Source organism: Coprococcus sp. AF16-22 (assembly GCF_003461545.1).
Lineage (GTDB): Bacteria > Bacillota > Clostridia > Lachnospirales > Lachnospiraceae > Coprococcus > Coprococcus aceti.
Map to the genome: position 1 here is coordinate 199,032 of NZ_QTXH01000002.1, position 15,726 is coordinate 214,757.

The 15,726-nt window shown below is 41.7% G+C and carries 14 protein-coding genes; 9 read left to right on the forward strand and 5 right to left on the reverse strand.

The features are described 5' to 3' along the window. Positions 1-129 precede the first annotated feature (129 nt). The 3 genes from DWW60_RS03595 to DWW60_RS03605 all read left to right on the forward strand — a co-directional run bounded on the left by DWW60_RS03595 (position 130) and on the right by DWW60_RS03605 (position 5,190). Entirely contained in the window at positions 130-2,199 is a 2,070-nt protein-coding gene (locus DWW60_RS03595; RefSeq protein ID WP_117874386.1) for a diguanylate cyclase, read from the forward strand. A gap of 189 nt (positions 2,200-2,388) precedes the next feature. After that, on the forward strand, positions 2,389-3,546 hold the full coding sequence (locus tag DWW60_RS03600; protein ID WP_117874387.1) for an FprA family A-type flavoprotein: 1,158 nt from the start codon (positions 2,389-2,391) through the stop codon (positions 3,544-3,546). 294 nt (positions 3,547-3,840) lie between these two features. After that, the gene (locus DWW60_RS03605; RefSeq protein WP_117874388.1) at positions 3,841-5,190 is read left to right on the forward strand and encodes an MATE family efflux transporter; all 1,350 of its coding nucleotides are present in this window, start codon (positions 3,841-3,843) and stop codon (positions 5,188-5,190) included. A 91-nt stretch (positions 5,191-5,281) separates the two neighbouring features. On the opposite strand, the gene DWW60_RS03610 is transcribed toward DWW60_RS03605, so the two are convergent. Both DWW60_RS03610 and DWW60_RS03615 read right to left on the reverse strand, forming a co-directional pair. Beyond that, positions 5,282-6,184 carry a BRO family protein gene (locus DWW60_RS03610; RefSeq protein WP_117874389.1) on the reverse strand — a complete coding sequence of 301 codons (903 nt, stop codon included), beginning with the start codon at positions 6,182-6,184 and terminating at the stop codon, positions 5,282-5,284. Between the two features lie 18 nt (positions 6,185-6,202). Then, positions 6,203-6,853, reverse strand: coding sequence for a LexA family protein (locus DWW60_RS03615; RefSeq protein WP_082419706.1), 651 nt, complete (start codon positions 6,851-6,853; stop codon positions 6,203-6,205). 297 nt (positions 6,854-7,150) lie between these two features. Between DWW60_RS03615 and DWW60_RS03620 the strand changes: the two genes are divergently transcribed. From DWW60_RS03620 to DWW60_RS03630, 3 genes are all read left to right on the forward strand, one after another. Then, the gene (locus DWW60_RS03620) at positions 7,151-7,690 is read left to right on the forward strand and encodes a DUF4342 domain-containing protein (protein WP_070097467.1); all 540 of its coding nucleotides are present in this window, start codon (positions 7,151-7,153) and stop codon (positions 7,688-7,690) included. A 332-nt stretch (positions 7,691-8,022) separates the two neighbouring features. Then, entirely contained in the window at positions 8,023-8,700 is a 678-nt protein-coding gene (locus DWW60_RS03625; RefSeq protein ID WP_055272124.1) for a response regulator transcription factor, read from the forward strand. An 86-nt stretch (positions 8,701-8,786) separates the two neighbouring features. After that, on the forward strand, positions 8,787-10,040 hold the full coding sequence (locus DWW60_RS03630) for a sensor histidine kinase (protein WP_117874390.1): 1,254 nt from the start codon (positions 8,787-8,789) through the stop codon (positions 10,038-10,040). 19 nt (positions 10,041-10,059) lie between these two features. Here DWW60_RS03630 and DWW60_RS03635 read toward each other — a convergent pair whose 3' ends face one another. From DWW60_RS03635 to DWW60_RS03645, 3 genes are read right to left on the reverse strand one after another with little or no spacing between them, the layout of a single operon-like run. Then, on the reverse strand, positions 10,060-10,689 hold the full coding sequence (locus DWW60_RS03635; protein WP_015534560.1) for a hypothetical protein: 630 nt from the start codon (positions 10,687-10,689) through the stop codon (positions 10,060-10,062). Positions 10,690-10,691: 2 nt separating this feature from the next. Further along, a complete protein-coding gene (locus DWW60_RS03640; RefSeq protein ID WP_022217041.1) occupies positions 10,692-11,450 on the reverse strand; it encodes an ATP-binding cassette domain-containing protein in 759 nt (252 codons plus the stop codon). A 36-nt stretch (positions 11,451-11,486) separates the two neighbouring features. Further along, positions 11,487-13,244, reverse strand: coding sequence for a hypothetical protein (locus DWW60_RS03645; protein WP_117874391.1), 1,758 nt, complete (start codon positions 13,242-13,244; stop codon positions 11,487-11,489). Between the two features lie 96 nt (positions 13,245-13,340). Between DWW60_RS03645 and DWW60_RS03650 the strand changes: the two genes are divergently transcribed. The 3 genes from DWW60_RS03650 (at position 13,341) to spoIIID (ending at position 15,697) form a co-directional block, all read left to right on the forward strand. Then, positions 13,341-14,084 (forward strand): LytR/AlgR family response regulator transcription factor, encoded by a 744-nt coding sequence (locus DWW60_RS03650; RefSeq protein ID WP_055222252.1) that lies wholly within the window; start codon positions 13,341-13,343, stop codon positions 14,082-14,084. 3 nt (positions 14,085-14,087) lie between these two features. Next, the gene (locus DWW60_RS03655; protein WP_147341846.1) at positions 14,088-15,377 is read left to right on the forward strand and encodes a sensor histidine kinase; all 1,290 of its coding nucleotides are present in this window, start codon (positions 14,088-14,090) and stop codon (positions 15,375-15,377) included. A gap of 62 nt (positions 15,378-15,439) precedes the next feature. Then, on the forward strand, positions 15,440-15,697 hold the full coding sequence (spoIIID, locus tag DWW60_RS03660) for a sporulation transcriptional regulator SpoIIID (RefSeq protein WP_055222251.1): 258 nt from the start codon (positions 15,440-15,442) through the stop codon (positions 15,695-15,697). The last annotated feature ends 29 nt before the right edge of the window (positions 15,698-15,726 follow it).

Sequence of the window (15,726 nt, forward strand, 5' to 3'; positions counted from 1 at the left end):
GATACATTTGGATATGTTTTGGTTGGGCGGGTCTGTGTATAATATATACAGATGCGCCCTTTTAATATATTTGGCAAATTTACAGATGGGGGACAGGACGGGTTGTTCTGATTGATCAGGAGGTAAGGTATGAAAAAAGTAGCATTGTTCATGGATGGCTGGAAGAGGTATTTCACCTACGCCTGGCCGCTGGGATTTATGCAGAAGATAAAGGAAGCCAGGGCTGATGTGAATTTGTACATATTCAACAGCAATGGCAATTGGAACAGGGACGACGGTTACAGCTATGGAGAATACAATATATACAATCTTCCGGAGCTGACAGACTTTGATGGGATCATAATATCTGTCAACAATATTAAATATCCGGAAGTCACGGCGGAACTGCTGGACAGGATAAGGAAGAGCGGAGTTCCGGCTATAAGCCTCGAGACTGCTTTTGATGGTCTGCATTTTGTGGGTATAGACAATTATGATGCCATGTATGACATGACTCGGCATATGATAGAGAAACACGGTGCGAAGAAGGTGTGGTATCTTGCCGGACCGAAGGACAACTATGAGGCTCAGGAGAGATGCCGGGCATTCAGGGACTGTATGGATGAATATGGCCTGACTGTGGATGATGAGGATGTCCTGTTTGGAGATTTTGGTTTCAATGACGGTGTGACGGGATTCGAGGAGCTACTCAGAGCACATGGACATACGTGTATAAAACACGAGAAGGACGGACCGGATTACGGCGGCCCTGCGGAGGTGTACGGTGAGATAACCAGTGGCAGTTTTGCGGATTCTGCTCCGAATGCCGAGGCTTCGAATAATGAGGAGATGGACGATAGAAGGCTGGAAGAACGGGAGATAGTGAAGAAGATCCTTCCGGATGCAATAATCTGTGCAAATGACAACCTGGCTGTGGGTGTATGCAACAGAGCTGAAGCACTTGGACTTTCAGTGCCAAAGGATTTTAAGGTTACAGGATTCGACAACTTTGATAAAGCAGCGTACTATACGCCGCGCATAACAACGGTGAGCAGGATCCGTGAGAAGATCGGAGCTGCGGCTGCAGAGATCATGCTGAATATCTGGGCGGGAAACAATCCGGATACCAGCTCTTATATAGATTATAATTGTATATTTACGGAGAGTTGTGGCTGTGGCACGGATGCTATGCTGAACGGCAGACAGTACCTGAAGAATTATATAATGGGAGTTGTGGAACGCGAGGAGATAGATGAGAGCACACTTGACTTCACGCATTTGCTCAGCAAATGTGGTGATTACAGTGGCCTTTATCCATGTGTACAGACGGCATATTCACAGGCAGAGTGTAAGAAATGCGTTATGGTTGTCGACAGATCCCTTGTGGAGATGGGGGAAGCTGGTCCGACTCTCTCAGCAGCATACGATGAGGATGTATTTGCTGTGAAAGGCTATCCTCAGAGAATGCAGATCGTGTACAGGCAGGGCATAGCTGATGACGGTGACGATACATACCATAGTATGTTTCCTCTTCTGGATGATGAGGCAGGCGGCAATATATTTTTATTTGCGCCATTTCATTTTGGAGAAAAGGCAGTTGGGTTCTGCTGTGTCGAAAATGGATATTACCTCATGGATAAGCAGCTTTGGTCAACTGTAATGAGCGAAGTGAATGTAGCCATGATAAACCTGTTCAACAAATGGAGGCTAGAGCAGATCAATCAGGAGCTTACGGCGATATCCATAAAGGATCCACTTACCCAGATATACAACAGGGAAGGTATGAGACAGATCGCCGCAAGGGCATTTGACAAGGCTGCGGGTCAGGGCAGGGCACTTCTCATAATGTTTGCCGATATGGACAAGCTCAAATATATAAATGACACTTATGGTCACGAGTACGGAGACAAAGCCATAAGGAGTGCCGCAAGAGCCGTAGCAGGCGGAGGCGGAATAAGCAGTATTCCGGTTAGATATGGCGGAGATGAATTTGTATCCATATCTATATACGATGAGGCGGAACCTCCTGAGGAAAGAAAGACGGCAATCCTTGAGAAAGCCAGGGAGATAGCGTCGCAGGAGAAACTTCCATTTGCCCTGGAGTTTAGTATAGGTTATGTTATAACAGACCCGGATGGTGATAAAACCCTTGAGGAGTATGTGAGGGAAGCGGATCACAGCATGTATCAGGAGAAGATACAGAGAAGGGTAAGCAGATAATAATAAAAAATTATCAAAAAATGGAGAATCAGGTTTTATGTGCTGATTCTCTATTTTCATTTAGTATGTTATAATTAACTGTCATTATGATAGTTTGCGCAAGCACAGCTGTTGCAATGCTCATTTTATCATGTGGACACAACGTGGATTATTTATATTAGATAATTAGGATCAAAAGGAGGATATACAATGCTTAAGAATGTAACAGACACAGTATTTTATGTGGGTGTGGATGACAAGGACATAGACCTGTTCGAGAATCAGTACATCGTGCCAAACGGAATAGCGTACAACTCATATGTCATCATGGACGAGAAGATCGCTATCATGGACATGGTGGATGCAAAGTGTGCAGACCAGTGGTTTGCAAATGTGGCAGAGGTGCTTGGCGACAGAAAGCCGGATTATCTCATCATATCCCATCTTGAGCCGGATCATTCCGCCAATCTTGGTGATGTGCTTGCGAAGTATCCGGATATCAAGATCGTATCAAATGCCAAGCTTTTCGGAATGCTTCCAAATTTCTTCGAGGTTCCTGTGGCTGACAGAAGCGTGACAGTTGCGGAGGGACAGACACTCTCACTTGGAAGCCATATGCTCCAGTTCTTCATGGCTCCTATGGTCCACTGGCCTGAGGTTATGGTCACATATGAACAGAGTGAGAAGATACTCTTCTCAGCGGATGCATTTGGCAAGTTCGGCACTCTGGATACCGACGAGGACTGGGCATGCGAGGCGAGAAGATATTACTTCAATATAGTAGGAAAGTATGGAATGCCTGCACAGGCACTTCTGAAGAAGGCAGCAGGACTGGATATCCAGAAGATATGTGCACTCCACGGACCAATCCTCACAGAGAATCTTGAATATTACATAGGCAAATATCAGCTGTGGTCAACATACACACCTGAGGATGAGGGAATCTTCATCGCATACTGCAGTCTCCATGGCAACACAGAGAAGGCTGCAAAAAAACTGGCGGAGATACTTGAGGCAAAGGGTGCGCCAAAGGTTGCGATATCAGACCTCTCAAGGGATGATATGGCAGAGTGTATAGAGGATGCATTCAGATACGACAGACTGGTTCTGGCAGCCCCAACATATGATGGCGGTGTGATGCCTGTCATGGCGGATTTCATCAACCACCTGAAGATGAAGGCGTATCAGAAGAGAAAAGTGGCATTCATTGAGAATGGTTCGTGGGCTCCAATGGCAGCCAAGCTCATGAAGGAACAGATGTCAGCGATGAAGGATATAGAGATCGTGGACGAGCACGTGACCATAAGGTCTGCGTTCAAGCAGTCGGATGTGGCAGCGCTCGAGGCGCTGGCTGGAAAACTGTTATAAGAGATAAGGATAATAAACATAAAGTAAGTCTGAAACCGACTTACATACGTAGTTATTATTCATCTAACAGGTGAGTTGCTACAATAAAGTTGTTACACAGAGTTGCTATACATATCGTGAGCAGGGAATTTGAGCCCGCCGGTCCTTAGGTGGCGCTGTGAGGCGGCACCTTAGTACCGCTGCAGGGCGAAATAAGCGGAAGCGACCCAGCGAATGATATGTATAGCAGTTCTGTGATCAAAGATAGAATTGGCAACTCACCGTCCTATCAATAATGTAAGGAAGGTGTAAGACATGGCTAAGTCCATGGTTTCCGGTAAGCCCCTCAGTCTGATGCTGCAGTTTGCCACCCCGCTCTTGCTCGGCAATCTGCTCCAGCAGACGTACAACATAATAGATGCGGCTATTGTGGGGCAGATACTGGGAGATAAGGCTCTGGCGGGAGTTGGAGCAAGCAGCAGTATACAGTTTCTGGTTCTGGGATTCTGTATGGGCTGTTGCACAGGATTTGGTGTTCCTGTTGCAAAGTATTTTGGTGCAAATAATCTGCACAAGATGAGAAAGTATATATTTAACGGCGCGGTGCTGACGGGCATCATAGCGTTGATAGTCACGATTGTATGTTCGGTGTGCTGTAATCAGATACTTCATCTGCTTTCGGTTCCGCAGGATATATATGACAAGGCATATGCTTATCTTATAGTTATATTCCTGGGAATTCCGTTCACACTCATGTACAACTATCTGTCAAGTGTGCTCAGGTCTCTGGGAGACAGCAGAACGCCGTTCATGTTTCTGGCGTTCTCGGCAATACTCAACATATTCCTTGACCTGTTCTGTATAGTTGTCCTCAAATGGGACTGCGCCGGTGCGGCTATAGCAACCATCATGGCACAGGCGGTGAGTGGAATATTGTGTCTTGTATATATCTTCAAGAAGGTTCAGATCATGCATCTTGAGGCGAAGGACAGGGAGATAGAGGGCTCTGCAGTGAAGGAACTTCTTGTCATGGGAATTCCGACAGGCCTGCAGTTTTCCATAACCGCCATAGGAAGTATGGTCATGCAGTCTGCAAATAACAAGCTGGGAAGCGTGTACGTGTCAGGCTTCACAGCCGGTATGAGGATAAAGCAGTTCACTATGTGTCCATTTGACGCATTTGCAACGGCGGCATCTGTGTTCTGCAGCCAGAACCTTGGCGCCGGACAGGCAAAGCGTATAAAGCAGGGCTTGTGGCAGGCGATTGCTGTTGCAGTTGGATACGGTATAGTCGCAGGACTTGTGATGATAATATTTGGAAGACCGCTCTCCATGATATTTGTCAAGAAGAGCGCAGTGGATGTGCTTGACGCATCTGCCAAGTATCTCAGATGTATGGGCTGCTTCTACTGGAGCCTTGGAATACTGAATGTTGCACGAATGGTGACACAGGGCCTGGGATATTCCGGCCGTGCCATATTCTCCGGCGTCACGGAGATGCTGGCAAGGATCATAGTCAGCCTTGGATTTGCCGGAACGTTTGGATTCACGGCCATCTGTTTTGCTGACCAGACGGCGTGGGTCACAGCAACCGTTTACATATTGCCTACATGTCTCTACTGCGTGAAGAAGTCCACGGCGAAGATTGCTGCGGGAACGGTGTGATATGGAAAAGATAAAAATGCGTATGAATAACCGAGACTGTTGTCTGAGGATTCATACGCATTTTATAGTTGTGACATATTCGGGTTATATATTACTTTTCCTTGCTGTCATCAAGCAGCTTGGGAGTGTTGGAGTTTAATGGGGATAGTATGCTGCGCCCTATCTGCTTTTCAAGGGATTCACGTGCATTTCTGGCAATATTGCCACCTTGGATGGTAGCATCTGTGGCCTCGGTTATACCTTGAGGATTAGTTGCCTTTGATATCTCTGTTGTCGATATCTCTGCAAGAGCATTCAGGACAAGCTCTGTGTTAGTCATATTGTCTCTGAGATTTTCTTTTTTCAGCCTTTTAAACTTTTTATATTCTTTCACTGTTTTTCCTGACCATGCGGCAGTAAGTATGTTTGTAAGAGAAGCATACTGTCTGGAATCGGTAATTCCGGCACGCCTCCACTCATTGGTCATATCTTTACGAATCTCTATCCCACGCATACGCTGGGCTATCCAATCTTCAGAATATCCTTTGTTGCGGTATGATTCTATAGCACGATCTATAGCAATCTGAGGATCAACTTCCTCGTCCAGACGTTGTTTGCCCACCATTGCCAGCCATTGCTTGAATGGCTCAGCCTTTTTTGACGGAATGGACTGGATAATTCTCAATAACCCATGTGTGTTTGTTGCTTGGATTTTACGCATTTTACCATCAGCGGCTATCATTTGAATAGGGGTACAAATTGTACCCCAGTTAGCTGATAATTCTGGGTCGCGGGATCGTAACTTTTTTACATATTGTTTTGGATCGGAACTATCGGTCAAAACGTCAATTACATCAATTATGGAAAAATACCATTCCTCCTCCTGTGAGTGCCATACTTTTCTGATTTTATCATCATATATAAATTCAAGTTCCTGTTCGCTTAACTCGGGTATATCTGATACCTCAATAGGAGCAGTCGAGGAAGTATTCTCATCATATACATAAAAAAGCATAATAATCACTCCAATCCATTAAAATTTTGCCCTTAACTCCACTACCTTACCAATGATCTTGACAGGTTTATTTTTTATGGTTTCATCGTCAAAATAGAGCGGTGCATAGCTGGGGTTGGTGGAAATCAGTTCCAGTCCTTCTTTATATTTTCTCAGGCGTTTGCACACGGCGTCTTCACCAGCTATTGTAGCAATAACAGTGTCCCCTGTGTCTGCATCATCCTGTTGTCGGACAATTACAACGTCGCCGCTGCTGATCTTGGGTTCCATGCTATCCCCCTTTATTCTAAGAGCGTAGAATTTGCCAGTTTTAGCAAGACTTTCGGGTATTTCTTCTGTATCAATAATCTTTTCGGTTGAACAAAATGTTTTGTCACATGATATATAATCAAATACAGGAATTGCATATGCCTCTGATTTCTTTTGGCTTCTTATGATATCTTTTTCTTCCAGAAGATCAGACCTAGAGCAATTGAAAATAGCGCACATGTGGTCAATTTTGTCCATTCGGGGAGACTTTAGTCCGTTACACCAATTTGACACAGTTGCAGTGCTGACATTCATCTGCTTAGCAAAGGCAGCTTGAGTATATTGATATTTATTAAGAAAAAAGAAAAGATTCTTTGCAAATTGGTCATTCATTCTTCTTTCAAATTCTATATCGGACATAGTAATCAACCTCCTTTTGAACAAATTATACACTTAAAGCTAATTTAATACAATATAAAATAAATATAAGTTAACTTATAGTAAAAAATAGCAGCGAGATAAAAAGGGGAACAAACTTTGACATATCCTTCTATTCATTATAAAATTAACCTGATTTTAATCTTTCTCATATTTTAGATTAATCATCGGTTGGTATAGTAATAACATCAGTTGATGATATCAGCAGCAAACGATAAGAAAGATGACAGATCATCGGAAGACGATGAAACTAAGATAATGAGAAAGGGTGCAAAGATCATGGATAAACTGGAAAAGGTAGAAAAGTTAAGAGAAAAAACAGGCGTAAGTTACGAGGATGCAAAGAATGCGCTTGAGGCATGCGATTACGATCTGCTGGATGCGATCATTTATCTTGAGAAGCTTGATAAGGTGAAAGCCCCTGAGGTGGAGAGCTTTACCACAGGCGAGGAACAGAAGACATCAACAGAGTTCGAGCAGGCACAGCAGACATATACAAATGACTGCAATAAAGTGACGTTTGGACAGATGATGGACAAATTTTTCAAATGGTGCGGCAAGGTGTTAAAGAAGAGTGTGGATAGCACATTCATAGTAGAACGCAGAGGCCAGACCATGATAAACGTTCCGGTGCTGGTGCTTGTGATCGCACTTATACTTGCATTCTGGGTAGTGCTTCCACTTCTTGTGGTAGGTCTCTTCTGTGAGTGCAGGTACCATTTTGAAGGAATCGGCGACATCAACGTAAACCTTAATAGCGCATGTGACAAAATGGCAGACTCAGTTGACAACCTTAAGTCCGACGTCAACAACAAGTAATCAGAAAGATATATAAAAACAATATCAACACAGAATAAAAAGCTATATGTAATAAAAACAACATATATATCAAGTTGGTATAAACTGAAAAAGAAAAATATTAAAAGTAAAAACAGACATAAAAAAGATGAAAACAGGAATATCTTTTGCCGATATTCTGTTAATTACCAGCTGATATAGTTTGGCTTTGAGAATGTAATGTCTGTGAAATATACCTCTGCAATGGGTAGCCGTGGCGACTGAGCTTTGGTGCTTCTTGCCGAGGCATATTTCACAGGCTTACTTCAAAACCAAACTATATCAGCGTCCGTCATAAAAGAAAGGAAAAAGATATGGCACAGAAGATTCTCATTGTGGAGGATGAAGAGAAAATTGCAAGATTTGTGGAGCTGGAGCTGCTGCATGAGGGATACGAGGCGGAGAAGGTATTTGATGGAAGAACAGGGTTGGACAAAGCTCTGTCCGGTGGCTTCGACCTCGTGGTGCTGGATGTGATGCTTCCGGGACTCAACGGTCTGGAGGTGCTTCGAAGAATCCGCAAGGAGAGTGATGTGCCGGTCATCATGCTGACCGCGAGAGATGCGGTCATGGACAAGGTATCTGGTCTTGATGCCGGTGCAGACGATTATCTCACCAAGCCATTTGCCATAGAGGAGCTGCTTGCCAGGATAAGGGTTGCGTTGAAGAGACGCGGAGTTGCGGAGGTTCACACACACAGGATAGAGATCCGTGGAGTGTGCATGGACACCGACAGACATGAGGTCACAGTGTGCGGCGAGATAGTTGAGCTGACAAACAGGGAATTTGAGCTGCTCAGGACGCTCATGGAAAACAAGGACATCGTGATGGACAGGGAGAAATTGCTCAGTGCAGTGTGCGGATACGATTACCTTGGAGAGACAAACATCATAGATGTGTATGTGAGGTATCTGAGAACAAAGATAGATGACAGATTTGGAGTTAAGCTGATCACCACCGTCAGAGGTGTCGGATATGTTATCAGAGAATGACCATTTTGGATGCCAGGATAGAGCAGATAGATATGTGACAAGCCAGCAACGCATGGCACGGATACGCACAGATAGAGAGAAAATACATGGGAAAGAAAACTAACGAAAACAAAAGAATGTCATCGATAGCCAGAAGGATAAATATGAGCTTCTGGCTAAAAGAACTGGGCAATGTGATACTTATAGATATCGTCATTGCCTTTCTTATTGTAAGCGCATTTGCCGTGTGGGGAAGAAAGCAGCTTCCACAGGGCGTGGGCGGAATGAGATATTACGTTGAGAAAAATGAAGATGGCGGAGCGTATGAATATATAATAGAAGGGTCAGATGAGAAGAAGTACAGATATGACGTTAAGATCCTTTGGGATATCATAGAGCTTCCGGGCATTATATTGCTGGGGATGGAGACTATAGTGTTGTTTGCTGCGTTGTTCAGGACAGCGGATGTCAGAAGGAGATTAAAGCCGTTGAACGATCTGGCAGTTACGGCGGAAAAGCTCAGCAAAGAGCCGATGGATCACAATAAGATAGACGATCTGGAGAAAGCCATATCACACCTGTCTGCGGATGATGACGAGCAGGTTATACACACCGGAGACAAGGATCTCCAGAGCATAGAGATCGCGCTCAACAATCTGCTCAGAAATATGAAGGAAAATGAGAAACGTCAGATGAGATTCGTGTCGGATGCTTCCCACGAGCTCAGGACGCCTATTGCGGTGATCCAGGGATATGTGAATATGCTCGACCGATGGGGTAAGGAGGACGAACAGGTTCTGGAAGAGTCCATAGAGGCGCTGAAAAATGAATCCCAGCACATGAAGGAGCTTGTGGAACAGTTGTTATTCCTTGTAAGGGGCGACAGTGGAAGGCAGCACCTGAACATGGAGAAAACCGATCTCAACCGCATGGTAAGTGAAGTGTGGGAGGAGTCCATGATGATAGACGAGAGCCACAGATATGAGTTCCGTGGTACTGAGAATGAGGCGTGTGTGCTCGGCGATGTGGCGATGATCAAGCAGTCCGTCAGGATATTTGTCCAGAACGCGGCGAAGTATTCTGAACCCGGCACGGCCATAATACTCGGTGTAAAAGAGGAGCCCGGTTATGTCAGTTATATGATAGAGGACGAGGGAACCGGAATGAATCCGGGCGATCTGGCTCATATATTTGACAGATTTTACCGCTCGGATGAGGCCCGGAATAATGAGACCGGAGGCTCAGGTCTTGGCTTGTCCATCGCTAAATGGATAGTTGATGCCCACGGAGGTACCATACAGGTAATATCCAGAGCGGATATAGGATCAAGATTTGTTGTGAGGTTTCCTAAAATTGCTTAAAAAGAGAGGTTGCATATATTTATTGGTAATCTGAGTATCTGTGGTTGCTGAACAATCCCAGAATACAGCCTGCACTTCCTAAAATTATGTATTCTTTCATAAAAGAGGCGAGAGTCTTAACTGAGTGAACATCAATATACCATGGTATGATAGCATTAAAGAGATTTCCTCCGCTAAGAGACAGGATGATCAGTGTAAATGATAAAATGATGGCTATGGTGATGTTCTTCGCTGTATATACTGTGCCGTAATATAAACCGCAGAAGCAATATATTATAATAAGATTTTTGGCTATAAATCTTTCTGGGTAGAGAATTGTCCTGAAGAACAACAACGATGTTATGGCACACATTAATAAAGACAGGTATAAAAATGGAATAATTGTTTCTACCCATTTTATTCTGTGGGCTATGTAAAAAAGTTCCCGGCTTGGGCTATATACAAACGGCATAAAGGTTATTGTATATAGCAGCATAACGCACACAGGATATGCTATGCAGTAACACTGCTGCAGTGCGTTTTCTTTATCCTGCAGATCAAGGGGTTTCATCATCATAAAGCCCGTAATAGCAGCTAAAACAGCTATAATTACACAGAGTATCATTCCCTTACGCAATATAAATAGTGAGTTATGTATTCTTTGCACCATAGTTACACTCCGTTCCTGTAAGACTTAAGAATATACATGTATCCATCTTCCAAAGTGGGATCAGCTGATGCAGGCTCTGAGGTATCAATAGAAGGGGAAGCCAAAAGCCTGGTCATGGCTGTTTTGATTCCGTCTGTAGTGTCTTTTGCAATTATATAGCCTTGATCGATAATTTCTATATAATCACACAAAAACTCCGCATCGTCTACGATGTGTGTGGATATAATAATTATCTTGTCATCACAATTGGTTTGTTTTATAAGATCCCTGAATCTGAGTCTTTCCTCAGGATCAAGACCTGCTGTCGGTTCATCGCATATTATTATAGGGGGATTGCCAAGAAAAGCCTGGGCGATTCCAACACGTCTCACCATTCCGCCAGACAGAGTATGAGCCTTTTTGTCAATATAACTTGATAAATTGACACTTTCTATAACTGATTCGATGTCTTCATCAAGACTACATGATGAAATACCCTTGGAAAATGCAATATAACGCATACATTCTCTTACGGTCATTCCGGGAAAAAGACCAAATTTCTGAGGCAGATACCCGATATCAACAGAATGTATATTTGCTCCGTTCAGGAGAATGCTTCCGGTAGCTGATGGATATAACCCAATAAGGGATCTCATGAATGTGGTTTTGCCGGCACCATTAGGACCGAGTAGTCCGTGTACTCCTGATTCAAAATTACAGTTTAAATTGTGAAGAATTGTGTTCCCTCCCAAAGTAGTTGTCATATTTTTTATTTCCAGCATAATAATCCCCCTTTATCTGAACGGATACAAGTTACTTTATTCTGTTGTTTCAGTGATGCCAAGTTCGTCGTATACATCTTCCTGAATCTTTTGAAGTTCCTCATCGGTGAGAATTGAATCAATATTGTACCAATTACCTGTCTGTATATAATTGGTGTAGTAAATATCCAAATTACCTGCAGCATCAAACATCACCATGTCAGAACCGTACATATATGCATTTCTGTGTATTGGTTGTATCAGGATTGTTTTCCCGATAAGGGAATAATCAGTTGCCTTTTCTTCAGGTGTATAGTTTATATATTTTTTTATCTGGCTTGTTATGTAGTGGTTTCGACTCGGATCGGTGTCCGCGCCAATATATGGGAAAATGTATCGCACATTATCAATAATCTGTTCTCTCCAAAATATGCCGGAAACAATGCTTAGCTGATCACTGAAACCACTGAACGTGTCACCGGACAAGCTGAGATTGCTATACGTAGTAAAATCAGAGTATATGGATACTGTGAACCTGCTCAGATCCTTAGGAAGCTGGCAATATCCGTTTTGAAATAAGTCTCCATTTCCAGCAATTGGGTAATACGGGAAGTTCCCAGGAAGATATGCACCATTTTCCCCTGTGTAGCAAATATTGTAGGATTTTCCTGTATACTTTATGTATATGGATGAGAGATTGCCGGCTTCGTTGTATATGCATAGCTTATTCCCATTTCTGCTATAGCGGATAGCATTATCCTTATCATCTGCTATATAGTCGATATTGTAATCTTTACAGAGTATAAAATGGTATTCAGGGAGACTGGTGTCTGATAGCTGCATATACATATCTGCGATCAAATTCTTCCTTATGTCAAAATGTATGTTATACTCTGTAACATAAAAATCTATTTCCTTTGTTGGAGTAAGTAATTCCTGTTCATTTGCAAATAAATCCGAGGAATCGTCTGCGTATCCAGGGTTACTACCATTATATGGGATGTTGCAGATATAAATAAAGGAAAACGAGCATAACACTGAAAATATGGTGGCAAAAATCAAAGATAACTTCTTGTATCTGAAGAAATTTGTGATCAAATATACGGAGATCACGCCAAATACTATATACAAAGGTTTGGACAGAAAATGTATATTTACAGGAATTAAAGCTGCTTCATCTGGAATATAAGTAAGAGAAGCACAGAATATATTGGATATTTCCTGTATACTGCCGATTTTATCTTCCGCAGGAAAGGTGAACTTACCCGATTGCAATATGGCAACTATAGTGAACCCAAATAATGCAAGATAGGCAAGGATAGTATTGTTGATATACGATATGATGAGCCCTGTCATAACCGCACAAGTGTTAACCATAAATACATGTGTGAAAATAGCCTTAATTGTATATATATAAAAGTCTGTAGAGGAAGAACCTGACAGTATACAAAGGCATATACATAGAACTAACATGCACATACATAATAAGACATTTATGATAGAGAGAATAAGCAGTTGCTGTGATTCTCTTTTAATTGATGACATAGTGTATGTGCTTATGCTCTCTACCACATTGGTTTTTTTTACGATAGATGTGTATTCAAAGGACAAGTACAAAAACAGAATATAATAATATATGGAATTTCCAAGCATCATATCTGTATGTTCAACTATATCAATGTAGTTGAATTCTCTAAGCAGACTGTCTTCAATGAATTTGTATACTGAGTATAAAATACAAAATATGATAGCAGCGATGGAAGGCCAAAAGCATTGTGGAGTTTTCCTGAATAGTATGTAATTCTGTTTAAGCATTGCTTTACCTCCTATCAATAATAAATTATAATTAGAAAAACTTAGTTGTACTAAGATTTACTCAAGATGTATTAATTGGTAAATGAAAGGCGGAAGATGTTAAAAGTTGCTATATGTGATGATGAGCAGAAGGATATAGACATTGCAGAAAAATGCATATTGGAGTATTCGTTTAAACACAATCTGGATATTGAATGCGCCAACTACAGGACGGGGCAGGAATTGCTGGACAAGCTGGAATCTGGTGAACATTATGATTTTTTTGTCTTTGATGTGGAAATGGAGAAGGAGGATGGAATATATATCGCCTCAATTATCCGAAAAAGATACGACAAAAATGCAATTATCATTTTTGTAAGCAATTACCCGGGACATATGGGACGGAGCTTTTCTGTGCATGCATATAATTATATTCAGAAACCTCTTAAATATATAGAGTTGGAACAAGTATTATCTCAGGTTTTGCGTGAGATAAGGGACATGGAGTTTAACAAGTTGATTGTGCCAGCGGCAGATGGAGAAAGAGTTGTTAATATATCTGATATTATGTATATAGAAACTTCGAGAAAATTTCAAAAGAGTGTAGATATTCATTCTGCAAAAGAGATTATACAGGTTACAGGAAATTTAAAAAAATGGTTTAACTTGTTAAAGGACAAAAGGTTTGTATACAGCTTTAAGGGGTATATTGTAAATATAGATCACATAGTTACCTTGAGAGGCGGGGAGCTTGTTTTGGATAATAACGAGATTATTCCGTTGTCAAGGAAATATGAGGAAGAGGTAAGGAAGAGTCTTATTAATACGGTTATATCAGATGTGGTGAGCATCAGAGGTTAAAGGGTGAGTTATTTAGTATTAATTTTTATATCAGCAATTATGGATGCTGTGACTGTAAAAGTTTATGTAGAGAAATGGCTTGGAAAGCCTCCGCTTAGAATATCGACAATGGCATATTGGGGTATATTTATTTTAACAGAGCTGGCTTCAAGAGGCGGACAGCTTTTCATGATAGATGTGTCACAGGAGAAAGCAATGGTCAGCCAGGTGTCCGCGCATATAGTTATCATGCTCGTATTTATTTGCCTATATGATTCCCGTATAGCTGAATGTATATCTGCGTTTATTATATGGGTATTGGGTTATCTGGTGAGCATCGGTTTATCTGATGTAGTGGTAATTACAACGGATCAGATGCTGTATGACGGTGGAATAACTCATCTGATCTCGGTGATGGATATGTATGCACAGTTTATTATGCTGCCTGTCCTGATCATAATACTGGTAGTGAGAAATTATGTATCAGGTAGATATTCATTTAAACAGTTGGTCATAGTGCTTATAACTCCAATGATAAGTTGTTATCTATACTTGATAATACCAGAACAGATCGTGCTTTTGTCAGGGTATGGATTTATATTTGTGCTGATAATTGTGCTGGTCTTAAATGTTTTGAATTATTATCTGTTTGATAACATGGTGGATAATTATAAATTGAAAAATCAGGTAACAATGCTTGGTTATCAGTTGGAGCATCAGTCGGATAAATATGACCAATTGGTTCTTTCTTATAAGAAAATTGGCAGTATGGTTCATGATACCCAAAAGCATATAAGCTATATAAGGTCATGCATAGAAGAGAAAGAATATGACAGGATAAGAACAGTATGTGATAGATATGAGGAAGAATTAAAAAATAAATATGTTGTTTCAAAAACAGGAAATCTTGTTATTGATACATTTGTGAACAGTGCGTATACATTTGCCCAAAACAATGGCGTGAAATTTCATACGGATTTTAAGTTCGATAAAAATTCAATAATGGTCTCTGACTATGATATGTGTATAATAATAGGAAATCTGCTGGATAACAGTATCAATGCATGTAAGAAACAGAAGGAAAAAGAGGGGGTATATATAAAGCTGGCAATAGTGCAGACAGATCGGCATTTGGTAATAGATGTGAAAAATAGCAGTACACAGTCTGACGTGGGCGGCAGTAAGGATATGACTCATGGATATGGTATACAAAATGTGAAAAATACCATGGACAAGTACAATGGAATAATGGAGATAAAGAATACATATGGGGAATATGAAACACTTGTGCTGATCCCCATAAATCAGGATTAAATGTACATAAACCGCATGTCCCCGCATAGACTGTAAAAACAGAATATGCGGGGGCTTTTTCTTTGAAGGATTACATAGAAGAGCGGGCAATCGAAGCGGCAAATTATATCATAGACACAAGGGCGACTGTGAGACAGACAGCGGACAAGATGGGTATAAGCAAATCAACGGTGCACAAGGATATAACGGAACGGCTGGTCCGTATAAGACCCATGCTGGCGGCCCAGGCCAGGGTGGTGTTGGATGCCAACAAGGCGGAGAGACATATAAGAGGAGGGCTTGCCACGAGGGAGAAGTATCTGCATGTCACAAAGTTTTAACATAGCTTATGTTGTATTTTTCTATGATT